The organism is Streptomyces sp. NPDC087422 (assembly GCF_044744145.1).
In the GTDB taxonomy this organism is placed as follows: Bacteria; Actinomycetota; Actinomycetes; order Streptomycetales; family Streptomycetaceae; genus Actinacidiphila.
In genome coordinates, this window is record NZ_JBIUXT010000001.1 from 540,669 (window position 1) to 564,632 (window position 23,964).

A 23,964-nucleotide genomic window follows, 5' to 3' on the forward strand; every position below is an offset into this window, starting at 1 on the left:
AGTCCCTGATCGGCGGCTGACCGGCGGGCGGGCGGCGGTCGGTCAGCGGCGTGGCGGCGGGCGGCCAGTGGCCCGGCGACGGGCGGGCGGCGGCGGGGCGGTGGCCGGTCAGCGGTCGGTTGGATGCCGGGTCAGCCGCGGCGGGCCACGCTTCTCGCCCGCAGCCGGTCGGCGGTGATGGCCAGCCCGAGCACACAACCCAGCACGATATTGGTGTAGTTGGAGTTGATCTGAAGCGTCGTCAGGCCGTTGTTGATCAGTTCGAGCAGGATCGTGCCCGCCACGATGCCGAGGATCCGGCCCTGTCCGCCGACCAGGCTCACCCCGCCGATGACGGCCGCGGCGATGGCCGACAGCTCCCACCCGACCCCGACGCCGCTGGCCGAGCCCACGCCCATCCGGCCGAGCACGAAGATCCCGGCGAAGCCGGACAGCAGCGAACTGGTCACGTACATCGAGACGATGCGGCGGTCACCGCGGATGCCCGCCAGCCGGGCCGCCTCGGGATTGCCGCCGACCGCGTACACCTGGCGGCCGGTGTAGGTGCGTTCCAGGAAGAACCACGCCGTCACGGCCACGACCGCGAAGACGATCAGCGGGAGGGGGATCTGCGCCACGTAAGTCTGTCCCAGGTCGCCGAAAGTGCCGTCGATGCCGGTGATGGAGGTGCCGGAGGTGATGGCCAGCGTGACGCCCTGCGCGACCGTGTAGGTGACCAGGGTGACGACGAAGGGCGGCATTCTCAGCCGGGTGACGGCGAGGCCGTGGACGAGGCCGACCGTGCCGGTGACGGCCAGCGTGAGCAGGATCGCGAGCGGCGCGGGCAGTCCCGCGCGGACGTTGAACCAGGACATCAGGATGACGCTGGTGCCCAGCAGCGCGCCCACCGACAGGTCGATGCCGCCGGTCAGGATGACCAGGGACTCCCCGATCGCGATCAGCCCGTACTGGGACAGGTCGAAGCCCATGCCCTGGAGGTTGACGGCGCTGGCGAACGTCGACTTGTCCAGCGCGAGCGCGACGAAGACCACGACGCAGGCCGCGACCACGCCGACCTCGGGCGTCTCGGCCAGGCGGCGGACCGGCGACGTACGGCCGCCGCTCGCGGCGTCCTCCGTGGCCTCGATCGGTGCGGTGCTGGTGGTCATGGCCTCGCCTTCCCGTGAGTGCCGACGCCGACGGCGGTCATCGGCAGGGGCCTGTTGTCGTTCATGCGCGTGCCTTGCCCTGACGGTCGGCGACAGCGTCGGCGCCGGTCCGCGGCCCGAGCGCCCCGGCCTGTTGCCCGGCCTGTTCCCCGGTTCCGTCCCGCGCCCCGGCCCCGTCCCCGTCGCGCGTGCCGGGCGCGCCGTTCCGCGTACCGGCCGCGGCGGTCATGATCGCTTCCTTGCCGAACCGGTCACGGGGAAGGTCGGCGACCACCCGGCCGTGCGCCATCACCACGATCCGGTGGCAGATCCACAGCAGTTCCTCCAGCTCCGAGGAGGCCACCAGCACCGCGAGGCCGTCCTGCGCCGCGGTGTCGATGAGGCTGTAGATCTCCGCCTTGGCCCCGACGTCCACGCCGCGGGTCGGCTCGTCCAAGAGCAGCAGCCGGGGCTCGGTCGCCAGCCAGCGCCCGAACACCACCTTCTGCTGATTGCCGCCCGACAGGTCCGAGATGAGCTGTTCCTGGCTGCGCAGCCGCACCCCGAGGTCCTGGACGATCCGGGCCGCGTGCGCCTTGTCCGCCCTCGGCCGCAGGACTCCACGCGCGCTGATCCGGCGCAGCGTGGCCAGCGTGACGTTCCAGCGCACCGAGTGCGCCGGGAGCAGCGACTGGACCTTGCGGTCCTCGGGCACCAGTCCGATCCCCGCCTCCACCGCGTCGGCGGGGTGGCGCGGGCGGAAGTCGGCGCCGTCGAAGACGACCGTGCCACCGGTACGCGGCTGCGCGCCCATCAGCGTGTGCAGCAGGCGGCTGCGCCCCGAGCCCATGAGCCCGGCCACGCCGACGATCTCCCCCGCCCTCACGTCGAGGTCGACGGGCCCGAGGCCGTCCGCGGTCAGCCCGCGTACCGACAGGGTCGTCGTGCGCTCGACGGAGGACGGCGGGGCCAGGTCGGCGCGGGCCAGCTCACTGCCGACCATCTCCCGGATCATCCGCTCCTCGCTCGCCTCCGCCGGGGCCAGATCGGCCACCATCCGGCCGCTGCGCAGCACGATCACCCGGTCCGCGACGGCCTGGACCTCGTCCAGGCGGTGGCCGATGAACAGCACCGCCCCGCCGGCCGCCGCGTGCGTACGGGCCAGGCCGAGGACGCGCTCGGCCTCGACCGGGCCGAGCGAGGAGGTGGGTTCGTCCAGGATCAGCACCAGCGGATGGTGGCCCCACGCCTTGGCGATCTCGATCATCTGCCGTACGGGGACCGGGAATCGCTCCACCGGCCGGTCCACGTCCACCCCGCTGACGCCGACTTCGGCGAGCAATGCGCGCGCCTCCGCCCTCGTACCGGCGCGGTCGTAGACGACCCGGCCCAGGGTGCGGGACGCCGCCCGCGCGGGACGGCGGCCCAGCAGCAGGTTCTCCGCCACGCTCAACTGCCCGACGAGCGGGAATTCCTGGGCCACCAGGGCGACGCCCAACTCCTTGGAGTGGTCGGGCCGTCCGGCGTGGAGCGGCGTACCGGCGATCTCGATGCTGCCGGTGGTGGGGGTGACGGTGCCGGACAGCACGCCCATCAAGGTGGACTTGCCCGCGCCGTTCTCCCCCACCACCGCGACGATCTGTCCACGGGCCAGGTCCAGGCTCGGGATGTCGAGCACCTTCACCGGCCCGTACGACTTGCTCACCGACCGCAGCCGGACGGCGACCTCGGGGGCCGGGGCCCCGTCCGGGGCGGAGGCCGGGGTCTGAGCCGGGGCCGAGACCGGGGCCGGGGCCGGGGTCTGAGCCGGGGCCGGGGACCGTGGAGCCTCGTACGGGGCCGGACCCGAAGCCATCAGCCGATGCCCAGGTCGGTCAGCTTGGTTTGGTACGCGGCCAGGTTCGCCTGGGTGACCAGGCCGACGCCCGAACTGAGAGTGGTGCCGTCCGACTCCAGATACGGCTTGACGATCCGGAGGGTGACCTCCTTGCCGAGCACCTTGAACGCGGCCAGCAGATAGGCGCCGGTGTAGCCCTGCTGGTAGGGCTGTTGGAGGACGGTGGCCTGGATGACACCGGACTTGATGAACTTCAGCGTCTGCGGGTCGCTGTCGTCCGAGATGATCTTCACCCGGCCCGACTTCCCCGCGGCCTGCACCGCCTGCCCGGCTGACGGTCCGTCATAGGAGTAGACGCCGTACAGGCCGTTGATGTTCGGGTTGGTCTGGATCGCGGTCTGCGCGTTGGTGAGCGCCTTCGCCGCGTCCATGCCGTCGCTGAGCTTCTGCGCGACCTTGATGCCGGTGCCCTTGAGCGCGTCCTCGAAGCCCTGGATCCGCTCCACCGCGTTCGACGTGGTCAGCGAGCCGACGAGGACGACGACCTGGCCCTTGCCGCCGAGCGCCTGCTTCATGGCCTCACCGGCCTTCTGGCCCGCCTGGTAGTTGGGCGTGCCCAGATACAGGTCGGCGCCGTCCTCCGGCGGCAGCGGGGAGTCGATCGCCAGCACCGGTATCCCGGCGCTCTTCGCGGACGCGATCGGCGCCTTGATCGCCGTCGGGTCGATCGCCGACACGCTCAAGCCCGTGATGCCCTGGCCGCGCAATGTCTGGATGAGGGAAAGCTGCTGGTCCAGACGGCCGTTGGCGGGCGCCTGGTAGACGCCCTTCACACCGAGGTCGGCCAGGCCCTTGGTGAAGCCGGACTTGCCCGCGTTCCAGTAGTCGACCGCCACGTTGACCACCATGGCCTCGTGCAGCTTCGACAGGTCCTTCCCGGCCAGCGCGGCCTTCAGAGCCGCGTCCAGCTTCGCGAGATTCGCGTCGTTGAACGCGATGTCGCCCTTGATCGTCACCGCCGCGGGGCTCCCGCCGCTCGCCGCGTCCGCCGCGGACGAGTCACCGGCACCGCTCTTACTGCACGCCGTCGCGGACAGGGCCACCGCCAGCGTCACCGCTGCGGCTCCCCATCGTCCGTGCCGGGCAAGGGCCTTTCGGGCGTCGCGCATGGCTGCATCCTGTTCGGGCAGTGGCCTCTCAGCCAGTTTTGTGAGCGCTAACAATTAGTGAGGAACAGAATCACGCAGAGCGGGACATCTGCTCTCTCCTCGCGGTAACTCGCCGATCTCTTACGGCACCAACGGGTGTTCCGGCTGCTGAGCGCGCCGCTGAACAGGCCGGACCCACTGACCCGATCGCCAGGCGCGCCGTCAGCTGTCGCCTATGAGTGTTAGCGCTCACTGATCGGTCGTCAAGACGTTGCACAGAGAAAAACCCGCCTCCGGCGCGGTGGCCGTCGCGGTGCGGCTCCCCCGCGGCGGGGCGCGCGGACAGGGCCGCGCCCGCGGACGCGGTCGGCCGTACGGCGCGGGGCGGGTGCGGGGGCGAGGGCAGCTCCGACGGTGGGTCAGAGGCCGCCCGCCAGCCGGTAATACGCCTGATTCCAACGGATCTCCTGGGTGAAGCGGCGCAGTTGGGTGTCGTGGTCGATGAGGAGGAGTTCGGTGCGGAGCATGTCGGCCAGGTCGGCCAGTTCCTCGGCGCCGACGGCGCTGGAGAGCACGGTGTGGTGCGGGCCGCCCGCGGTCAGCCAGGCTTCGGTGGAGGTCCGCAGATCGGGCGCGGGCCGCCACACCGCGCGGGCCACGGGCAGTCGGGGCAGCGGCTCCGCGGGCGCGACGACCTCGATCTCGTTGGCGACCAGCCGGAAGCGGTCGCCCATGTCGGCCAGTCCCACGACGACCGCGGGCCCCGGCCGGGCGTCGAAGACGAGCCGTACCGGGTCCTCCCGGCCGCCGATCCCCAGCGGGTGGATCTCGCACGAGGGCCGGTGCGCCGCGATCGTCGGGCAGACCTCCAACATGTGCGCGCCCAGGATCACTTCACCGCCCGGCGTCAGATCGTAGGTGTAGTCCTCCATGAAGGAGGTGCCGCCCGGCAGACCGGCCCCCATGACCTTCACCGTGCGCAGCAGCATCGACGTCTTCCAGTCGCCCTCGCCGCCGAAGCCGTACCCGTCGCCCATCAGCCGCTGCACCGCGAGGCCCGGAAGTTGTCGAAGGCCGCCCAGATCCTCGAAGTTGGTCGTGAAAGCGGAGAAGCCGCCCTCGGTGAGGAAGGCGCGCAGACCCAGTTCGATCCGGGCCGCGTACCGCAGCGCGTCGTGGCGCTCGCCGCCCGCCGCCAGCTCGCCCGCCAGCCGGTAGGCGCTCGCGTACTCCTTGACCACCTCCGAGACGGCCGCGTCGTCCACCTCGTCCACGACGGCCACCAGGTCGTTGACGCCGTAGGTGTTCACCGAGACGCCGAACCGCAACTGCGCCTCCACCTTGTCGCCCTCGGTGACGGCGACGTCGCGCATGTTGTCGCCGAAGCGGGCCACCTTCAGACGGCGCAGCGCGTCGTGTCCGAGGGCGGCGCGCATCCAGGTGTGGACGCGGGCCACGACGGCGGGATCGGAGACATGGCCCGCGACCGTCTTGCGGGCGATGCCGAGCCGGGCCTGAAGATAGCCGAACTCGCGGTCGCCGTGGGCGGCCTGATTGAGGTTCATGAAGTCCATGTCGATGGTGGACCACGGCAGTTCGACATTGGCCTGGGTGTGCAGATGCAGCAGCGGCTTGCGCAGCAGGTCGAGGCCCGCAATCCACATCTTCGCGGGCGAGAAGGTGTGCATCCACGCGATCAGACCCACGCACGCCCGGCTGGAGTTGGCGTCGACGACCGTGCCGGTGATGCCGGAGGCGTCGGTGAGCACCGGCTTCCACACGATCCGCACCGGGCCGCCGGGGGTGGCGGCGAGCCGGTCGGAGATGGCGCGCGACTGCTCGGCGACCTGCCGCAGCGTCTGCTCGCCGTACAGGCCCTGGCTGCCGGTGAGGAACCAGACCTCGCGCTCGTCGGACGGTGTCATGCCAGGGCTCCTCGGTCGGCGGGGGCGGCGGTATCCGCGGGATCGGCGGTGTCAACGGGGGCGGCCGGACCGTCGCGCACGACGGCCTGCGGCTCCTGGCCGGCGGGGGGCGGCCCGGCGGGGCCGCCGGAATCGGCGCTATCGGCGGCATCAGCGCGATCGGCCGCCGCCTGCTGCCCGTAGACGTTCTGGTAGCGGTCGTGGAGCCGGTCGATGTCGGCGCGGGTGAGGGGCAGCGGATCGCCCAACTGCCGGGAAATGTGCACGGTACGGGCCACGTCCTCGCACATCACCGCCGCTTTCACGGCCGCGCGGGCGTCCTTGCCGATGGTGAACACCCCGTGGCTCTTCATCAGCACCGCCGGCGAGCGGTGCCCGGCCAGCGTCTCCACGATGCCCCTGCCGATCGAGTCGTCACCGATCAGCGCGAACGGCCCGACCGGGATCTCGGCCCCGAACTCGTCGGCCATCGCGGTCAGTACGCACGGCACCGGCTCGCCGCGCGCCGCCCACGCGCACGCGTACGTCGAGTGGGTGTGCACCACCCCGCCGACCTCCGGCAGATGCCGGTAGACGTAGGCGTGCGCGGCGGTGTCCGAGGACGGCGACAAGTCGCCTTCCACCACCCGCCCTTCGAGGTCGCACACGATCATCGCGTCCGGTGTCAGCCGGTCGTAGTCCACACCGCTCGGCTTGATCACGAACAGGCCGTGCCCCGGCACGCGCGCCGAGACATTGCCCGCCGTCCAGACGACCAGCCGGTAGCGGACCAGCTCCTGATGCAGGTCGCTGACCTGCTGCCGCAGACGTACGACGGCCTCTGCGGCAGGGGGCGGAAAGGGGTGACTGCTCATACGGGACCTCGGCAGGGAGTGAGCGTTAACATTCTGGGTGAGCGCTAACAAAGAGCGGTGCCACGAGACGCCGCCCTACGGCTGAGCCGGGGTGTCCGCCTGCGCCCGCCCTCGGAGCGCCCGCAGGCGGTGCATGACATCGCTGCCGCCCCGGCCGAAGTGGTCGTGCAGGGCGCGGTATTCGGCGTAGAGGTCGTCGTAGGCGGCGGCGCGCGCGGGGTCGGGCAGATAGGCGTTGCGACGCAGGCGGCCCATCACGGCCGAGGCGGCGCGGATGTCGGGGTGGGCCCCCGCCGCGACGGCCGCGTGGATCGCGGCGCCCAGCGCCGGGCCCTGCTCCGAGGACAGCACGTTGACCGGCCGGTTCAGCACATCGCTGTAGGTCTGCATGAGGAAGGTGTTCTTCAGCAGGCCGCCCGCCGCCGTGAAGTCGGTGACCGGCACCCCCGCGCCCTCGAACGCCTCCACGATGGTCCGCGTACCGAAGGCCGTCGCCTCGACCAGCGCCCGGTAGATGTCCTCGGGGCGGGTGTCCAGCGTCAGCCCCACCAAGAGCCCCGACAGGTGGTGGTCCACCAGCACGGAGCGGTTGCCGCTGTGCCAGTCGAGCGCCAACAGCCCGTGCCCGCCGACCGGTTGGGCGGCGGCCTTCTCCGTCAGCAGCTCGTGCGGGCTGATGCCGCGCTGCCGCGCCTCCAGCGCGTACGGCTGCGGTGTCGCGGTCCGCACCGCCCAGGCGAAGATGTCCCCCACCCCGCTCTGGCCCGCCTCGTAGCCCCACAGGCCGGGGACCACGCCGTCGCGGACCACCCCGCACATGCCCGGCACTTCGGCGAGCACGTCGGAGTTCATGATGTGGCAGGTCGAGGTCCCCATGATCGCCAGCAGATGGCCGGGGTCCAGGGCCCGCGCGGCGGCGCTGGTGACATGCGCGTCGACGTTTCCGACCGCCACGACCGTGCCCGCGCGCAGCCCGGTCAGCGCGGCGGCCGAAGCACTCAACCCCCCGGCGGCGGTGCCCAGTTGGGACAGCGGGTGGTCCAGCTTCGCCGTGAAGCCGGCGAAGTCCGGGTGCAGGGAGGCCAGGAACGCGGCGTCCGGATACCCGCCGTCCTGGTGGATGCCCTTGTAACCGGCCGTGCACGGATTGCGGTTCTCGGCCCCGGTCAACTGCCAGACGATCCAGTCGGCCGCCTCGATCCACCGGTCGGCCGCCGCGTAGACCTCCGGGTCCTCGCGCAGCACCTGCAACGCCTTGGCGTACTGCCACTCGCTGGAGATCCGCCCGCCGTAGCGGCCGAGCCACGGCTGCCCGGACTCCCCGGCGCGGCGCACGATCAGCTCCGCCTCCGGCTGGGCCGCGTGGTGCCGCCACAACTTCGGGTAGGCGTGCGGGCGTTCGGCCATGTCCGGCAGCTCGCACAGCGGCGTGCCGTCCGCCGTCGCGGGCAGCACCGTACAGGCGGTGAAGTCCGTCGCCACCCCCACGACCTGCTCCGCCCGCACCCCGGCGGCCTCCAGCGCGCGCGGCACGGCGAAGCGCAGCACGTCCCGCCAGTCCTGCGGAATCTGCAACGCCCAATCGGGCGGCAGCTCACGGCCGTTCGGCAGCGCGCCGTCCACCACCCCATGGGTGTACTCGTGAACGGCGCTGCCCAGCTCCTTGCCGTCGTCGACCGCCACGACCAGGGCGCGCCCGGACAGCGTGCCGAAATCGATGCCGACGGTGACGGCGGGAGGATCGGTCATCATGCGTGTCTCCCCATGCGCCGGGGGCTCCGGCAGCCGGTCGCGTACCGATTGCCCTGCGGTGTGAACTCTGCGGCGGTGCGGTCCTGTTCTGTCCTGCGGGACGTGCTGCGAGATGTGCGGCCGGACTCGGTGCCGGTCCGGTGGCCGGACCTGTGGCGACGCGTGCTGCGATCCGTGCCGCGGTGCCGTGCGCCGCCCGTACGGACCGCCGCCCTCAGGACGGGTTGCTGCTGCTGCGGACGATCAGGCGCGGTTCGATGACGACGCGTTCGCCGCCGCGGGTGGTGCCGGACTCCAACTGGTCGACCAGCAGCCGGATACTGGCCTGGCCAACCGCGGTGAAGTCCTGCCGGACGGTGGTCAGCGGCGGCGCGAAGAACTCGGCTTCAGGGATGTCGTCGAAGCCCGCGATGGCGACCTGGCCCGGCACCGAGAGACCGGCCTCACGGAAGGCCCGCAACACCCCCAGCGCCATCTGGTCGTTGGCCACGAAGACGGCCGACACCTCGGGCGAACCGCGGCGCCCGGAGCCCGCCGAGACCCGGCCCGCCAGCTCCTGTCCCGCGCGGTAGCCCGACAGCGGCGTCCAGTCCCCCACCAGTGGCGGCGGCACCTCGACGCCTGCCTCCTCCAGCGTGGCGCGCCAGCCCTGCACGCGGGCCTCGGCCTCCAGCCAGTTCTGCGGGCCCGCGACATGCCAGACCGTGCGGTGGCCGCCGGCCAGCAGATGGCCCGTGACCAGCCGCGCGCCCAGCTCCTGGTCCACCGAGACGCCGGGGATCGGCAGGCCGTGCCCGCCCTCCACCGTGACGACGGGAAACGGCAGCTTCAGCTCGGCCAGTGCGGCGACGGCCTCCCGTTCCGGCACTATCACCACGATGCCCTCCACCCCCCAGTCGCTGAGGTGGTCGATCGCGTCCGCGAGCGCCTTCGGGGTGTGCCGCCGCAGGGTCACCGCGGAGACCATGTAGCCCTCGTCCCGCGCCGCTTCCTCCAGCCCGAACAGCGTGCTCGCCGGGCCGAACAGCGTCGGATTGCACGCCACCACCCCCAGCGTCAGCGTCCGCCGCGTCACCAGCGCCCGCGCCGACGAGTTGCGCCGGTACCCCAGCGCCTCGATCGCCCGCAGCACCTCCGCGCGCGTGGTGTCCCGCACATTCGGGTGATCGCTCAGCACCCGCGACACCGTCTGATGCGAGACGCCCGCCACCTGGGCGACATCCGCCATGGTGGGGGCCCTGCGGGGCGCTGCCGGGTCCGCGGTGCGAGACATGGCTCTCCGTTCCGTGATGCTGCTAAGTGTTAGCGCTCACAGTCCCATCCGTCAAGGCCGTACGCTCGCGCTTGGCGGAGGAAGACGGCCCTTTACCAGGCCCCCCGGCGGGGGCGACCCTCCCAAGGGCTTGGGCCCCTGAGGGGCACGGGGAAGGCGCGCCGCGCTGGCGCAGGGACTGCTCTTCAGGGGCGCGGGGAACTGCGCGCTCAGCCGAAGCGCTCCCACACCTCACCACCCGCCCCAGCGGGGCAAACCGGTTGCCTCCGGACCACCGACCGGGGATGGGTTACCCGCGCAGTTCCCCGCGCCCCTGACGGGGCACCGTCTCTCGTCCGGACGGCGAGCCGACCTTTTCAGGGGCGCGGGGAACGCTCCCGCGCCTCACCACCCGCCGGAGGGGGCGGGCGGCGCGGACGGCGCGTCTGTGGGGATACGGTCACAGAGGGAACCTCACGGCAAGGGGCGGGACGGCGCGTGGTGGAAGTGGACGGGCACGGGCACGTGACGGCCGACGCGGAGGTCGTACGGTGGCTGGTGCGGGAGCAGCACCCGGACCTGGCGGAGCTGGAGCTGCGTCCGGTGGACGGCGGTTGGGACAACCAACTGTGGCGGTTGGGCGAGGAGTTGGCCGTACGGCTGCCGCGTACGCCGCGCGCACCGGCGCTGCTGGCGAAGGAGCGGCGGTGGCTCCCGCTGCTGGCGCCGCGCCTGCCGCTGCCGGTTCCGACGCCGGTACGCGACGGTGAGCCGTCCGCGCGCTTCCCGCGGCCGTGGGCCGTCACGAGGTGGGTGCCGGGGAGCCCGGCGGACCTCACGCCGATCGGCCGGGGCGAGCACGCGGCCGACGCGCTCGCGGGGTTCCTCACGGCGCTGCACCGGGAGGCACCCGCCGACGCACCGGCCAACCCGGACCGCGGTGTCCCGCTGAAGTCCTTGGCCGACGGGTTCGACCAGGGCGTGGCCGCCCTCGCCGAAGGCGGCCTCGACGCGCGCCTGGCCGACGGCGCCCGGCGGGTCTGGGCGGACGCCGTCGCCGCCCCCGAGAGCACCGCCCCGCCGACGTGGCTGCACGGCGACCTCCACCCCGCGAACGTCGTCGTCACGGACGGCACCCTCGCGGGCGTGATCGACTTCGGCGAGCTGTGCGCGGGCGACGCGGCGAACGACCTCGCCGCCGCCTGGCTGCTCCTGCCCACGGGTGCGGCGCCCCGCTTCTTCGCCGCCTACGGCCGTACGGACCCGGCCACGATCCGCCGCGCCCGCGGCTACGCGGTCCGGGCCACGCTGGGTCTCATCAGCGTCGGACAGGCGGCCGAGAAGGGCCTGCCCGGCGGAAAGCCCACCTGGGGAGTCGCCGGGCGCGCGGCCCTGGTGCGCGTACTGGCCGACGTCTAGGCCCGGTTGACCAGTCCGGCTGACCAGACCGATCGACCAGCCCCGGTACGCCTACGCCCGGTCGGCCGGTTCGTCGTCGCGCCGCCCGCCCGGCTGCCGGGACCCGCGGAGCGCGGCCACCTCGGGATCGTCGGGATCGCGGCCGCCGTCCATCCGCAGCACCGCGACGCACTCGCGGGCGATTCCACGACCAGTCCGCGTACAGCGCAGCGGTCTGAACGCGGACCGGATGTCGGACGTGGACGGCGTGACGTACACCTCGGACGGCGGCCCGGTGTCGATGGTGCCGTAGGTGGTGTACGACAGGGAGCCGGGGCAACTCCCGCCGCCGATCTGCACAGTACGGCTCGACACGAGCTTGCCGGTGCGCAGTTCGAACACCTTCACCGGGATCGCGATCTTGCGGAATTTCACCTCGCGGGCGAAGTCGGGCAGCAGCTTGTTCTCGTACGGGCAGGTCGTGACCGTCGTGCCGTAGTCCTTGTCGCCGACGCAGACCACGAGTACCGCCTTGGTGACGTCGTCGGCCGACCAGGAGCCGGGCAGTTCGCGGGTGAACTCGTCGTCGCCGTAGAACAGCGCGTGGTTGGTGCCCTTGCGGTAGGGCGCGGCGGCGCTGTACTTCGCCGGTTTCGAGCAGTAGTCGGGCTCGGTGTCGGTCGAAGTGCCCAGCAGCGTACGGACGTTGTCCAGCTCGATGGTCAAGGTGGCCTGCTCGACGCCGCTGCGGGCCTTGGCGGCGAGCCGGTCGCCGGGGTACTGGTCGAGCTGCTGCTGGTAGCGGTCGCGGGCCTTCGCCCACTCCTTGGCCTCCATGAGGTCGTCACCGCAGCCGACGAGCGCGGCGGGCGCGGTCTTCGGGACGACGGCCGCCGCCCGGCCCAAGTCGCCCTGGACGGAATTGTGTTGGCGGAGCCAGTCGGTGACCGAGACGGTGTCGCAAGGCACCTTGGTGGGCAGTCGGCCGAGGAAGCCGTTCAGCACGGTGTCGACCATCTTCTCGTGGCCCGGCAGATCCGCGAGTACGGCGGCCAGGCCGTCGAAGCCCGCCGTCAACGCGTGGGTGTCACCGCTCAGTCCGGTGGTCAGCTCGTGCTGCGCCGCGCCGAGCCGGTGGCAGGCCCGTACCGTACGGTCGCCGCTCGCGGTCAGCGGCGCGTCGGCCACGCGGGGGCCGAACCAGAGACCGTCCTGGGCGCTCAGCGCCTGGGCGCAGTCGCCGCTCCGGCGCGCGGCGGCCACCTTGCCCTCGGTCCGCGAGGCGTCGAGCCGCAGCAGCCCCGCGACCAGCAGCATCGGCAGGAGGACGGCGAGCGCGATCACCCGCTGCCGGAGGACCGGGCCCCGGCGGCCGAGGATCAGGTAACCGGCGCTGAGGAGTGAGGCGTTGGCGAGGGCGACGGCCAGCGGGTCGTGCGAGCGCCCGCCGTCGCCCGCGCCCCTGACGGCTCCGGCGATGGCCTGGCCCGCGCCGCCGTCCTCGTTCCAGTCAACGGGGCCCGGACGCTGCCCCGGCAGATAACCCGGCGGGGGCCCCGGCGGCGGCTTCGGCACGCAGTCCTGTCCGGATACGTGCCGGGGCTCGGGGTCCGGTGCGGCCTGGGGCGGGTGGTCCCTCTCGGTCCCCTTCGTCGGGCGGTGGGCGGCGGCCGTCGCCCATTGTCACCACCTGCGCCGGGAGGGGTTCCGGACGCACATCCGCCCTGTTCAGGGGTACTGCTACCGGCTCGCGGCGAAGGCGCCGCTCTCAGCGAAGGCCCGCTCGGCGAAGCGTTCGCCGATACGCCGGTGGGTGGCGGCGTCCGGGTGCAGCTCGTCGGGCAGCGGCAGTTCGGCGTAGTCCGCCTCGCCGTAGAGTTCGCGGCCGTCGAGGTAGTACAGGTGCGGGTCGGTGGCCGCGCGCTCGGCGACGATCCGCTCCAGCTCCGCGCGGATGACGGTCAGGGTCAGCTTGCCCGCCGCCAGCTCCGCCGGGTCGCCGGTGGCGCGGAACCGCAGCTTTCCGGTGCTGAGCGCTTCGAGGTCGAAGGCGGCGGGGCCCGGGGTGTTCTCGTGGATCGGGCTCAGGATCGGCGAGACGACCAGCAGCGGGGCGTCCGGGTGGCCCTCACGGATGGTGTCGAGGAAGCCGTGCACGGCGGGGCCGAAGGCGCGCAGCCGCATCAGGTCGGCGTTGACGATATTGATGCCGATCTTCACGCTCACCAGGTCGGCGGGCGTGTCGCGCAGGGCGCGGGCCGTGAACGGGTCGAGCAGCGCGCTGCCGCCCAGGCCCAGATTGATCAGCTCCACACCGCCGAGGGAGGCCGCGAGAGCGGGCCATGTGGTGGTGGGGCTCGCCGCGTCGGAGCCGTGGCTGATCGAACTGCCGTGGTGCAGCCAGACCTTACGGCCCCGGTCGGGGACCGGCCCGACGGGCGCGTCGGTGCGCAGCGCGACGATCTCGGTCGTCTCGTTGTGCGGCAGCCAGATCTCGATGTCCTTGTCCGCGTCGGGCAGTTCGGCGAAGCGGAGGGTGCCGGGGTCGCCGGGCTTGTGCTCGGCGGTTCCGGTGCTCATGTCGACGGTCAGGGTGTGGCCGCCGGCCACGCTGCCCTGGCCCGCGGGGCGGCCGTCGACCAGCAGGTCGTAGAGGCCGTCGGGGCGCGGCGGCGCGCCCGCGTACACGCGCTTGGTGGGCAGCGTGTCCAGCTCCACGGTGGTGGCGCGGGTGCGGAACACCAGCCGTACGCCGGAGGGTTGGGACTCGGCCATGGCGAGCTGGGCGTCGGCGCACTGGGCGCGGGCCCGCGCGGGCAGCCGGTGCGGCAGTACGCCGTGTTCGGTGGGCTCCAACTCCAGCGCGCCGCGCACCAGTTCCGCGCCCTCGGGCGTGGTGAACAGGGTCGTGGTCCAGTCGGCGTGTTCGATCCGTGCGTCGTTCTCGGTAGGCATTGCTTTTCAACTTCCGTCTTTTTCCGGCCAGTTCTTCAACAGGGCGTCGAGGGCGTCGATGACGCGTTCCCAGGTGTCCTGGGTGTCGGGCGCGCTGTGGCTGAACCCGCCGCCCATCTCCAGGCCGACGTAGCCGTTGAACACGCTCCCGAGCAGCCGCACCGCGTGCGTCTGGTCCGGCTCGTCGAGGTCGTAGCCGCGCAGGATCGCCCGTGTCATCTCCGCGTGCCGCCCGCCCGCGCTCGCGGCGGCGGCCTGCGGATCGAGGCGGAACTGGGCCGCCGCGTACCGTCCGGGGTGCTCCCGGGCGTAGTCGCGGTACACGTTCGCCAGCCCGGCGAGCGCGTCCTTCCCGGCCCGGCCCGCCAGGGCGGCGGCACCGCGATCGGCCATTTCCGCCAGTGCGAGCTGCGCGATCCCGGTCTGGAGATCGTGCGAGTTCCGCACGTGCGAATACAGGCTCGCGACCTTCACGTCGAACCGCCTGGCCAGTTCGGAGACGGTCACCGCGTCGAACCCGACCTCGTCGGCCAGCTCCGCCCCCGCCCGCACCAAACGCTCCCGTGTCAGTCCTACGCGCACCACAGCCGTCCTCCTCGTTACCTAAGTCCATCATGCACATACCTAAAGCCTTTAGGCAAATGACCGCAGCCCGATGTAACGGCGGACCCCGCTCATGGTGGGACCGCCGCCGTAAGGCCGCGCGGCGTGGGACCGCTCGGTGTCGGGCCGCTCACCGCGGGGGCCGCTCGGCGTAGAGCCCACTCGCCGTGGGACAGAAGGGCCCGGGGCCCGGCTAGTCGATAGGGAAGCGGTAGACCGTCGACTCGCGGGCCCGGAAGGCCAGCCGCGCGAGGGGCCGCGCCGTCGCGGACAGCTGCGGCAGCAGCCGGGCGAAGGTGTCGACGAGTTCCTGACCGGTCTCCGGGCTGATCTCCCGGACGATCTCCACGCGGGCGTCCATGCGGGCGTCCATGCGGGCGTCCATGCGGGGAGCCCATCCATCCGTTCCGGCCGCACCGACGCGCCGGAGCCGGGGCGGGCTTGGCCGTAAAACCGGTTGGGCGGGCGATGCGCCGTTGGTAGCGTCCGCAGGACCGTCACACCAGGCGAGGAGGTGGAACCCGTGAAGGCCGGTTCTGAAGGGGTGCTCCCTGTCCTCCTCACGGCGTGGACGGCCCGCGTGGACGTCACCGCAGGCGCCGGGATCGCCCGGTCGCTTCCCGAGCGCAACACCGCCTGTCTTCTGTGCGGTTCACCGCGCGGACGACGCCAAAAGGCGTCCGTGAACGAGACGTCGCCATGGGTGAGGTCAATGGCCCGCTCCGGCCGCCGCTTTCCCGCCCAGAGCAGCCGGCGCTCGTGCTGCTGGGCCACCTCGGCGGCCCGCACAAGAAGGCGCCGCGGACGCTGGGGCGCGCGCAACGCCCTGTGACCGGCGCCGGTTCTCCCGCGCCGGCCCCCGTACACCCGCATCGACACCCTGCGACCTCAGGCCCTAGCCCTCGTCGGGCAGCAGCGGGAAGAGCCGTGCGACGACCGCGACCGGACGGGCCGCGGCGGGGCGGACCGCCGGATTCGGCTCCCGGTCGCGGTAGCGGGCGAGGGTCTGCCGGATCGCGTCGGCCACGGCGGCCATCTCCTCCGGGGTCAGATACGCGACCGCGCTGAACGCCTCGTCCTGCCGCCACGGGGCGGGAGCGCTGTCGCGCTGGGTCTGCCAGCGCCGGTAGCTCTCGTCCTCCAACCCGCGGGCAAGCTCAACGAATTCCGTCGCGGGACCCTCCCCCATCTCCGGCTCCCCCGCCTGCCGGATCCGCCACGGCCGGGCGCGGCCACCGCTGTGCGGGGCCTCCTCGATGTAGCCGTAGCGCGCGAGTTGCCGCAGATGGAACGAGCACAGGCCGGAGCTGTAGCCGAGCCGCCCGGCCGCCTGTGTGGCCGTGACCGTACCGACCTCGGCGAGCAGGCCGAGCAGGTCGCGGCGTACGTCGTGGTCGGGCAGACCGCTGTCCGCCGAGGTTCCCGTCTCCGCTTCTTCTTCTGTCACTTTGCAAAGCCTGCTACTTTGCAAAGAGCTTTGCAAGCTCCTGGCCGACGCCACCGCTCCGAGGAGAGTGAGCCCCTTGGTCTCCCGCCCCTTCGACGTGTCCGAGCGCGCCGTCGTGCGCGCCATCACCGTCACCGGCGACGACATCCTGCACCGCCCCTGCCGCGAGGTGACCGAATTCGGGACCACGGAACTGGCCGAGCTGATCGAGGACATGGTGCTCACCATGCACGTCGCCGACGGCGCGGGCCTGGCGGCCAATCAAGTGGGCGTCGGCCTGCGGCTGTTCGTGTACGACTGCTGGGACGACGACGGCGTCCACCACACCGGGCACCTGGTCAATCCCGTGCTCGACGAACCCGCGCCTGCCGACCGGCGGCTCGTCGACGACGCCGAGGGCTGTCTGTCGGTGCCGGGCGCGACGGTGGACGTGCCGCGCACGGACCACGCCGTGGCGCGCGGCTTCGACCAGTACGGCGAGCCGGTCGTCATCGCGGGCAACGGCCAGTTCGGGCGCTGCCTCCAGCACGAGACCGACCATCTGGACGGCCGCCTCTACCTCGACCGCCTCTCACGGCGCGACCGGCGCGAGGCGCTGCGTCAGATGGCCGACCGCCGCGAACACGTCTTCGCCCTGCGCGCGGCCAGGGCCGCCGAGTTGGGCCGCTGACCTCCGCGCACGGGGCTCGGGGGACGCGTCAGGCCGGTCGTCACACCGCCGGGCCGTCGCCGTCCTCCTCCTGGTGGGTGTAGCGCTGCTCCTTCCAGGGGTCCGCGAGGTTGTGGTGGCCGCGCTCCTCCCAGAAGCCGCGCCGGTCCGTCGTCATGTACTCGATGGCACGGAGCCACTTGGGCCCCTTCCAGCTGTACAGATGCGGTACGACCAGGCGTACGGGGAAGCCGTGTTCCGCGGTGAGCTGGTCACCGTTGTGGTGGGTGGCCAGCAGGGTGCCGTCGGCGGTGAAGTCGGCGAGCCGGAGATTGGCGCTGTAGCCGTACTCCGCCCAGGCCATGACGTGGGTGGCGTGCGGCGCCGGGGGCGCCAGATCCAGCAGGGTGCGGGCGGTGACGCCGAACCACTCGTGGCCGGTCGAGGTCGTCCCGGACGCGCAGTGCAGGTCGGCGGCGACCGTGGCGCGCGGCAGCGCGCTGAACTCCTCAAGGGTCCACGTGTGTTCGCCGCCGGCGGCGGTGGCGCCGAACACCTTCAGGCTCCACCGGTCCGCCCGGAATCTGGGCACGGGTCCGTAGTGCGAGACGGGCCAGCCCCTGACCTTGCGCTGTCCCGGGGGAAGCTCGTCGTTTCCCACTGGGTGATCGTCCTTCCCTGCGGGTCGATGCGGGTCGATGGCACGGCGGCGGTCCCGGTGGTGCGGTGGAGATCCAGTGGCGCGCTGGAATCCGGTGGTGCGGTGGAGTTCCAGCGGCGCGCTGGAATCCGGTGGTGCGAGGAGATCAGGCGTCCGCTCATGCGAGGCCAGACACCGTTAACGATTATCACATGCGGCGGCATCCGGCCCTTTCGCCTCGCATTCGCCGGGCGCCCCACGAAAACCGTTCCCTGGACCCGCTCGACCCCCCGGCCACACCCCCGGGCCCGGCGTGCCGCTAGCGGCGCAGCCCGAGCGCCTCGCGGCCCGCGTACCGCGCCTGCGTCCCCAGCTCCTCCTCGATCCGGATGAGCTGGTTGTACTTGGCGGTGCGGTCGGAGCGCGACAGCGAACCCGTCTTGATCTGACCGCAGCCGGTCGCGACGGCCAGGTCGGCGATGGTGGTGTCCTCGGTCTCGCCGGAGCGGTGCGACATCACGACGGTGTAGCCCGCGCGGTGCGCGGTGCCGACGGTCGCCAACGTCTCGGTGAGCGTGCCGATCTGATTGACCTTCACCAGAACGGAGTTGGCGACGCCGTCGCGGATTCCCTCGCGCAGCAGCGTCTCGTTGGTGCAGAAGACGTCGTCGCCGGTGAGCTGGCAGCGGTCGCCGAGGCGCGCCATGAGCAGCCGCCAGCCGTCGCGGTCGTCCTCGGCCATCGGGTCCTCGATGGACGCCACGGGGTAGTTCGCCACCAACTGGGCCAGGTACTCGGCGTGTTGCTCGACGCTGCGGCGTACGCCCTCGCCGGTGTAGTCGTAGACCCCGTCACGGAAGAACTCCGACGCGGCGGGGTCCATGACGACGGTGATGTCGGTGCCGGCCTTGTACCCGCTGCGCTCGACGGCGCGTACGACGAAGTCCAGCGCCTCTTCGGCGGTCCGCAGGTCGGGGGCGAAGCCGCCCTCGTCGCCGACCGCGGTGCTGTGCCCCGCGGCCAGCAGGTCGCCGCGCAGGGTGTGGAAGACCTCGGAGCCGATGCGTACGGCCTCGGCGAAGGTGGCCGCGCCGATCGGCGCGATCATGAACTCCTGGAAGTCCAGCGGATTGTCGGCGTGCGCGCCGCCGTTGACGATGTTCATCATCGGTACCGGCAGCAGCCGGGCGTCCACGCCGCCGACGTAGCGGTAGAGCGGCAGCCGGTGCGCGTGCGCGGCGGCCTTGGCGGTGGCCAGGGAGACGCCGAGGATCGCGTTCGCGCCGAGCCGGGACTTGTCGGGCGTGCCGTCCAGCTCGATCAGCGCCGCGTCCACGGCGGCCTGGTCCTCCGCCTCCAGGCCGACGACGACGTCCACGATCGACTCGTTGACGGCGTCGACGGCCCGCCGAACTCCCTTGCCGTGGAAGCGGGCCGGGTCCTCGTCGCGCAGTTCCACCGCCTCGCGGGCGCCGGTCGAGGCTCCGGAGGGTACGGCCGCGCGGCCGGTGGAACCGTCGGCCAGCTCGACGTCGACCTCGACCGTCGGATGGCCCCGGCTGTCGATGATCTCGCGGGCGACGACGCGGATGATGGTGTTTCTGGCGGCCATGGCGGTGGTGCTCCTCACGTGCGGTGCGGACGACAACGACGCGGATGACGACGACGCGGACGGCGACGGCGCGGATGACGATGACACGGACGGCGACGATTAAGTTCCGAGCGAGAACAAAGTGAGTTCAGAAAGTGAATGTACTCTGTGCGGATGAGGATGCACAACGCCGACGAGGACTGCGGGATCGCCCAGGCCGCCGTGGTGATGGCCGACTGGTGGAACGTGCTCGTGCTGCGCGAAATCGCGCGCGGCCACGTGCGGTTCGACGCCCTGGCCTCCGAACTCGGCCTCTCCCGCAAGGTGCTCACCGAACGGCTCGGCGCGCTCGTCGCCCGCGGCGTCCTGCGGCGCAGCCTCTACCAGCGCCGCCCGGTCCGCTACGAATACCTGCTCACCGACTCAGGGCTCGCCCTGCTCCCGCTGCTGGTGGCGATGCAGGACTGGGGCGACCGCTGGGTCCTCGGCGACGGGTCGGCCACGGCGACCGCGCCGCCGGACGGGGCGGAGCACGCACGCGTGCACGCCCTGGCGGGCGGCGGTACGGATACGGGTACGGGCGCGCGGCTGCCCGCGGATCTCCGACTGCCCGCGAGCGACGGCGCCGAGCGCCCCGTCGTCGCCCCGGACGCCGCCGCCACCGTCCTGTTCACCTACCCCGGCACCGGCGTCGACTGGGGCGAGGACCCGATCCCCGGCGCGCCCGGCTGCACACTGGAGAACCGGCTCTTCCGCGACGCCTACGCCGACTTCCGCCGCGCCGACGTCGCCGTCCACGGCGTCAGCACCCAACTTCCCTACGAACAGGCGGCCTTCGCCACCGCCGAAGCCGTCCCGTACCCGCTGCTCTCCGACGCCCAGCAGCGTCTGGCCGCCGCCCTGCGGCTGCCGACCTTCCGCGGGGCCGGGCGGCTCCGCCTCAAACGGCTCATCCTCGTCCTCGCCCCCGACCGCACCGTGCGGCACGTCCTCTTCCCCGTCGAGGACATTCCGGCGGCCGTCGAGGAGACGCTGCGCCTGGCGACGGCCGGTCCCTGACCGTCCGCGCAGGAGCTATCCGGCCTGGTCCCGCGACTGGTGGGCGCCCGGCGTATGGCCGAAGGTGCGGCGGAAGACGTCGATGAAGGCGCTGGCGGACGACCAGCCGCACCGGTGGGCCACGGCGGTGACCGAGGTGTTCTCGGCGAGCAGCACCAGAGCGTGGTGCAGGCGGAGTTGGGTGCGCCACTGCGGGAAGGTCATGCCGAGGTCGCTCTTGAAGAGCCGGGACAGCGTACGGTCGCTGGCGCCGACCTGGCGGCCGAGGGCGGTCAGCGTACGGTCGTCGGCCGGGTCGGCGCGCAGGATCGCGCACAGGGACCGGAGTTGGGGCGCGGCCGGCCAGGGCAGGTGGAGCGGCTGCTGCGGTGAGGCGCGCAGTTCGTCGAGCAACACCGCGCGCAGGCGGGCCCGTTCGGGGCTGCCGTCGTCGGGGGTGCGGGTGTGGGCGAGGAGCAGTTCGCGCAGCAGCGGGGCGACGGCCAGGACGGTCGGGGTGTCGAGGCCGAGCGGGTTCTCGTTCTCCGGGAGGCCGACCAGGTGGAGTTCGAGTTCGCCGTGGGCCTGGTGGGCGTGGACCGTACCGGCGGGGACCCAGATGGCGCGGGTGGCCGGGGCGACCCAGGAGCCCGCGCTCGTGGTGATGGCCAGCACTCCGCGTCCGGCGTAGACGATCTGGTGGTCGTCGTGCCGGTGCGGGTCGATCTCCGCGCCGGGGGCCAGCCGCTCGGTACGGGTCGGCGCGACCGGCTCATGGCGGATTTTCGTCATTGGTTGGCAGTTTATCGGAAGCCCGACATATCACCGCCTGAAGACCATGGGTGACGTGCCGAAAAACACCTCGATCACGCTGCTGTCCTTCGGGCATGCCTGCGTCGACATCTACCAGGGCGCCGTCGCGGCCCTCGTCCCCTACTTCGTCGCCGAACGCGCCTACAGCTACGCCGCCGCCTCCGGCATCGTGCTCGCCGCGTCCGTCCTGTCCTCCGTGGCCCAGCCGCTGTTCGGCCTGCTCACCGACCGGTGGGCGATGCCGTGGCTGCTGCCGGTGAGCACCGTCCTCGGCGGTGCGGGCATCGCGCTCAGCGGCGTCAGCGGCTCGTACGCGCTCACGCTCGTCTTCGTCGCGGTCTCCGGCGTCGGCGTGGCCGCGTACCACCCGGAGTCCGCGCGCGTCGCCCGCCTCGCGAGCGGGGGCAGCCACAGCGCGATGGGGTGGTTCTCGGTGGGCGGCAACATCGGCTTCGCGCTGGCCCCGCTCATGGTCGCCGCCGTCGTCGCGACGGGCGGCCTGCGCCTCACCCCGCTGCTGGTGCTGCCCGCGCTCGTCGGCAGCGTGCTGTGCCTGCCGGTGCTGCGCGAGCTGGAACGGCGGCGCTCCACCGGGACCTCGGCCGCCGTCGCCGTCGGGCGCGACGACAGGGCGTCCTTCGTGAAGCTCTCCGTGGCCGTGGTCTTCCGCTCGATCGTCTTCATCGGCCTGAGCACCTTCATCTCGCTGTACGCCAAGCAGCGCATGGGCGGCAGTGAAGTGGCGGGCACCGCCGCGCTGTTCGTCCTCTACATCGGCGGCGCGATCGGCTCCGTCCTCGGCGGCTCGCTGGCCGGCCGCTACGACCGCGTCACCGTCACCCGCTGGTCGTATCTGGTCTCGATCCCGTCCGTCGCGGGCGTCGTCCTCGTCCCGGGACCGGCCCTCTACCTCTTCGTCGCCCTCACCTCGATCGGGCTCTACGTCCCCTTCTCCCTCCAGGTCACCCTCGGCCAGGACTACCTCCCCACCCGTGTCGGCACCGCCAGCGGCATCACGCTCGGCCTCACCGTCAGCATCGGCGGCCTCGCCACCCCCGTCATCGGCGCGGTCGCCGACGCCACCTCGCTGCGTACCGCTCTCGCCCCGCTCATCGTCATGCCCGCCCTGAGCTGGCTGCTGTTCCGCTCCCTCCCCGAGCCCACCGCGCCCCGCTCGTCCCCCGCTGCCGCGCCGGAGGACGCGGCCACCGACCCCGCCCTCGCGGGCTAATCCGCGACACGTCGACCGGGCCGCCTCCCGCGCCCCCGGGCCACGGCCCACCAGACTTGTCCCCATGTCATCCCCCCGCCGCCGCTGCCCCCAGTGCGGCCGAGAGATCGCCGTCGTGGCGGGCCGCATCGCCCGCCACGACCCACCCCCCGGCCCCCGCACCGCCACCCTCGTCTCCTGCCCCGGCTCCAAATCCCCCGCCGCCCCCACCGCCGCCCAACGCACCCTGGACGGCTACACCATCCCCGACTTTCCCGGCCAACTCCCTTTGTTCTAGACATATCGCCGCACCCACGGAAACGACCGGTCCGCACGGGCCGCTGGATCCGGCCGAGTTGACCGGTCAGATCGGTGAATTCCTCAACATAGAGGTCGAAACGGTCAATGTGGAATCCGGACTTCCGTTTCGGGGAGAGGGACAATACGGTGATACGGCGCCGTCCGGGCGCCGGGAAGGGGGTGCGGGATGAGCGTGTACATGTGGCCTCCCGCCGTGGTGCCGGGGCCGTACACCATCACTACCGAGGAGATCCTCGCCGAGGTCAACGGCCGTCACCCGGGGGCGAGTTGGCTGAAGCGCGCGGACGGGATGGCCAAGAACACCGGGATCGGGGAGCGGCGGTGGATGCAGCCCCTGGAGGCGATCACGGCGCCGAGCCGCAGCGGCTTCCCCGGGCCCGCGGCCTCAGCGGCGGGCGAGACGGGCGAGACCGGCAAGACGGCAGAGGCGGGCCCGCCGGTGCCGCAGACCGTCGAGGAGCGCACCGCGTCGGTGTGGGTGACGGTCCAGGACTGCGCGGAGCGGGCGGCCCGCCAGGCGCTGGAGACCGCGGGAGTCACCCCTGACCAGGTGGATTACGTGGTCACCAGCAACTCGACCACCCCCGCCCTGCCGGGCCTGGACATCGCCCTGTTCAACCGGCTCGGGCTGCGCGAGGACGTGCTGCTGCTGCCGTTCTCGCAGTGGGCCTGCATCGCCGGTACCCGGTCGCTGGCCACCGCTTCGAAACTGCTGGCCGCCGACCCCGGCGCGACGGTGCTGATCGTCATCGCGGAGGCGCTGAGCACCACCTACCAGCCCGACGACACCGGCATCGACTCACTGCTGATGCGGCTGCTGTTCGCCGACACCGCGGTCGCCGCCGTCGTCCGCGGCCGGCCGGACCAGGGCGCGTTCCTGCGGCTGGACGCCGCGTGGCACCGCACGGTGCCCGGCACCGCCGACATCCACCGGCTGCACACCCGCGCCGACGGGGTGCACTACGAGATGGACCGCTCGGGGCCCAAGTGGGTGCAGTCGACGCTCCCGCCGATGTGGGAGTGGGTGCGCGGCCGTCACACCGACCCGGACTGGCACCCGGACCTGCTGGTGGCCCACCCGGGCGGCACCCGCGTCCTGGAACTCATCCAGGAGAGCGTCCCGAGCTCCTGGCCCGACGTCCCGGGGCCCTGGCCCGACCACCTGCTGGACCACTCCTGGAGCAGCATCGTCACCGGCAACCGCGGCGGCGCCGCCGTATTCGACGTCCTCGACCGCGCCCTCAGCGCGGGCGTACCCGCCGGAGCCCGGACCGTGCTGTACGGAGCGGCGCCGGGACTGACGGCCACCGCGATGGACGGAGTGTGGCTCTAGCCCGCCGTACGGGACGCGCGGATCACAGGGCCGGTCCGGGCCCAACTGCCCGCCGCCGACGGTCAGTCCGG

At 72.5% G+C, this 23,964-nt stretch carries 21 protein-coding genes; 6 read left to right on the forward strand and 15 right to left on the reverse strand.

All coding sequences use genetic code 11. The annotated features are described in order from the left end of the window. Positions 1 to 131 precede the first annotated feature (131 nt). The 7 genes from ACIO6U_RS02320 to ACIO6U_RS02350 all read right to left on the reverse strand — a co-directional run bounded on the left by ACIO6U_RS02320 (position 132) and on the right by ACIO6U_RS02350 (position 9,916). Complete coding sequence (locus ACIO6U_RS02320) at positions 132 to 1,148, reverse strand: ABC transporter permease (RefSeq protein ID WP_401714911.1); 1,017 nt, start codon at positions 1,146 to 1,148, stop codon at positions 132 to 134. Positions 1,149 to 1,209: 61 nt separating this feature from the next. Next, positions 1,210 to 2,832: a sugar ABC transporter ATP-binding protein gene (locus ACIO6U_RS02325; protein WP_401714913.1), complete on the reverse strand. Its 1,623-nt coding sequence runs from the start codon at positions 2,830 to 2,832 to the stop codon at positions 1,210 to 1,212. Between the two features lie 149 nt (positions 2,833 to 2,981). Continuing rightward, positions 2,982 to 4,133 (reverse strand): substrate-binding domain-containing protein, encoded by a 1,152-nt coding sequence (locus ACIO6U_RS02330; protein ID WP_401714915.1) that lies wholly within the window; start codon positions 4,131 to 4,133, stop codon positions 2,982 to 2,984. Between the two features lie 398 nt (positions 4,134 to 4,531). Continuing rightward, positions 4,532 to 6,037 carry an L-arabinose isomerase gene (araA, locus tag ACIO6U_RS02335; protein ID WP_355334615.1) on the reverse strand — a complete coding sequence of 502 codons (1,506 nt, stop codon included), beginning with the start codon at positions 6,035 to 6,037 and terminating at the stop codon, positions 4,532 to 4,534. Beyond that, positions 6,034 to 6,891, reverse strand: coding sequence for an L-ribulose-5-phosphate 4-epimerase (locus ACIO6U_RS02340; protein ID WP_401714917.1), 858 nt, complete (start codon positions 6,889 to 6,891; stop codon positions 6,034 to 6,036). The genes araA and ACIO6U_RS02340 overlap by 4 nt, the downstream gene beginning before the upstream one ends. Positions 6,892 to 6,966: 75 nt before the next feature. Beyond that, positions 6,967 to 8,643, reverse strand: coding sequence for a ribulokinase (gene araB, locus ACIO6U_RS02345; RefSeq protein ID WP_401714919.1), 1,677 nt, complete (start codon positions 8,641 to 8,643; stop codon positions 6,967 to 6,969). A 214-nt stretch (positions 8,644 to 8,857) separates the two neighbouring features. Further along, positions 8,858 to 9,916: a LacI family DNA-binding transcriptional regulator gene (locus ACIO6U_RS02350; protein WP_355334624.1), complete on the reverse strand. Its 1,059-nt coding sequence runs from the start codon at positions 9,914 to 9,916 to the stop codon at positions 8,858 to 8,860. A 477-nt stretch (positions 9,917 to 10,393) separates the two neighbouring features. Between ACIO6U_RS02350 and ACIO6U_RS02355 the strand changes: the two genes are divergently transcribed. Continuing rightward, positions 10,394 to 11,314, forward strand: a complete 921-nt coding sequence (locus tag ACIO6U_RS02355) for an aminoglycoside phosphotransferase family protein (protein WP_401714921.1) — start codon at positions 10,394 to 10,396, stop codon at positions 11,312 to 11,314. Between the two features lie 51 nt (positions 11,315 to 11,365). On the opposite strand, the gene ACIO6U_RS02360 is transcribed toward ACIO6U_RS02355, so the two are convergent. The 5 genes from ACIO6U_RS02360 to ACIO6U_RS02380 all read right to left on the reverse strand — a co-directional run bounded on the left by ACIO6U_RS02360 (position 11,366) and on the right by ACIO6U_RS02380 (position 16,298). Beyond that, complete coding sequence (locus ACIO6U_RS02360) at positions 11,366 to 12,868, reverse strand: hypothetical protein (RefSeq protein ID WP_401714923.1); 1,503 nt, start codon at positions 12,866 to 12,868, stop codon at positions 11,366 to 11,368. A 165-nt stretch (positions 12,869 to 13,033) separates the two neighbouring features. Continuing rightward, the gene (locus tag ACIO6U_RS02365) at positions 13,034 to 14,248 is read right to left on the reverse strand and encodes a GDSL-type esterase/lipase family protein (protein WP_401714925.1); all 1,215 of its coding nucleotides are present in this window, start codon (positions 14,246 to 14,248) and stop codon (positions 13,034 to 13,036) included. A gap of 6 nt (positions 14,249 to 14,254) precedes the next feature. After that, the gene (locus ACIO6U_RS02370) at positions 14,255 to 14,833 is read right to left on the reverse strand and encodes a WHG domain-containing protein (RefSeq protein ID WP_355334633.1); all 579 of its coding nucleotides are present in this window, start codon (positions 14,831 to 14,833) and stop codon (positions 14,255 to 14,257) included. A 211-nt stretch (positions 14,834 to 15,044) separates the two neighbouring features. After that, positions 15,045 to 15,236, reverse strand: a complete 192-nt coding sequence (locus ACIO6U_RS02375; RefSeq protein WP_401714927.1) for a hypothetical protein — start codon at positions 15,234 to 15,236, stop codon at positions 15,045 to 15,047. Positions 15,237 to 15,746: 510 nt separating this feature from the next. Further along, on the reverse strand, positions 15,747 to 16,298 hold the full coding sequence (locus ACIO6U_RS02380) for a winged helix-turn-helix domain-containing protein (RefSeq protein ID WP_401714929.1): 552 nt from the start codon (positions 16,296 to 16,298) through the stop codon (positions 15,747 to 15,749). A 76-nt stretch (positions 16,299 to 16,374) separates the two neighbouring features. Here ACIO6U_RS02380 and def point away from each other — a divergent pair, with 76 nt between their 5' ends. Next, entirely contained in the window at positions 16,375 to 16,968 is a 594-nt protein-coding gene (gene def, locus ACIO6U_RS02385; protein ID WP_355334644.1) for a peptide deformylase, read from the forward strand. Between the two features lie 40 nt (positions 16,969 to 17,008). Here the strand turns inward: def and ACIO6U_RS02390 are convergent, their stop codons facing one another. Continuing rightward, positions 17,009 to 17,608 carry a molybdopterin-dependent oxidoreductase gene (locus ACIO6U_RS02390; RefSeq protein ID WP_391047229.1) on the reverse strand — a complete coding sequence of 200 codons (600 nt, stop codon included), beginning with the start codon at positions 17,606 to 17,608 and terminating at the stop codon, positions 17,009 to 17,011. A 298-nt stretch (positions 17,609 to 17,906) separates the two neighbouring features. Then, positions 17,907 to 19,199 carry a phosphopyruvate hydratase gene (gene eno / locus ACIO6U_RS02395; RefSeq protein WP_401714932.1) on the reverse strand — a complete coding sequence of 431 codons (1,293 nt, stop codon included), beginning with the start codon at positions 19,197 to 19,199 and terminating at the stop codon, positions 17,907 to 17,909. A 153-nt stretch (positions 19,200 to 19,352) separates the two neighbouring features. Between eno and ACIO6U_RS02400 the strand changes: the two genes are divergently transcribed. Then, positions 19,353 to 20,237 carry a winged helix-turn-helix transcriptional regulator gene (locus ACIO6U_RS02400; RefSeq protein WP_401714934.1) on the forward strand — a complete coding sequence of 295 codons (885 nt, stop codon included), beginning with the start codon at positions 19,353 to 19,355 and terminating at the stop codon, positions 20,235 to 20,237. Between the two features lie 15 nt (positions 20,238 to 20,252). On the opposite strand, the gene ACIO6U_RS02405 is transcribed toward ACIO6U_RS02400, so the two are convergent. Further along, complete coding sequence (locus tag ACIO6U_RS02405; RefSeq protein WP_401714936.1) at positions 20,253 to 21,008, reverse strand: AraC family transcriptional regulator; 756 nt, start codon at positions 21,006 to 21,008, stop codon at positions 20,253 to 20,255. A 46-nt stretch (positions 21,009 to 21,054) separates the two neighbouring features. Between ACIO6U_RS02405 and ACIO6U_RS02410 the strand changes: the two genes are divergently transcribed. From ACIO6U_RS02410 to ACIO6U_RS02420, 3 genes are all read left to right on the forward strand, one after another. Beyond that, positions 21,055 to 22,260: an MFS transporter gene (locus tag ACIO6U_RS02410; RefSeq protein WP_391047240.1), complete on the forward strand. Its 1,206-nt coding sequence runs from the start codon at positions 21,055 to 21,057 to the stop codon at positions 22,258 to 22,260. A 64-nt stretch (positions 22,261 to 22,324) separates the two neighbouring features. Next, positions 22,325 to 22,537, forward strand: coding sequence for a hypothetical protein (locus tag ACIO6U_RS02415; RefSeq protein ID WP_366823727.1), 213 nt, complete (start codon positions 22,325 to 22,327; stop codon positions 22,535 to 22,537). 189 nt (positions 22,538 to 22,726) lie between these two features. Continuing rightward, a complete protein-coding gene (locus ACIO6U_RS02420) occupies positions 22,727 to 23,893 on the forward strand; it encodes a type III polyketide synthase (RefSeq protein WP_401714938.1) in 1,167 nt (388 codons plus the stop codon). Positions 23,894 to 23,964: the final 71 nt, after the last annotated feature.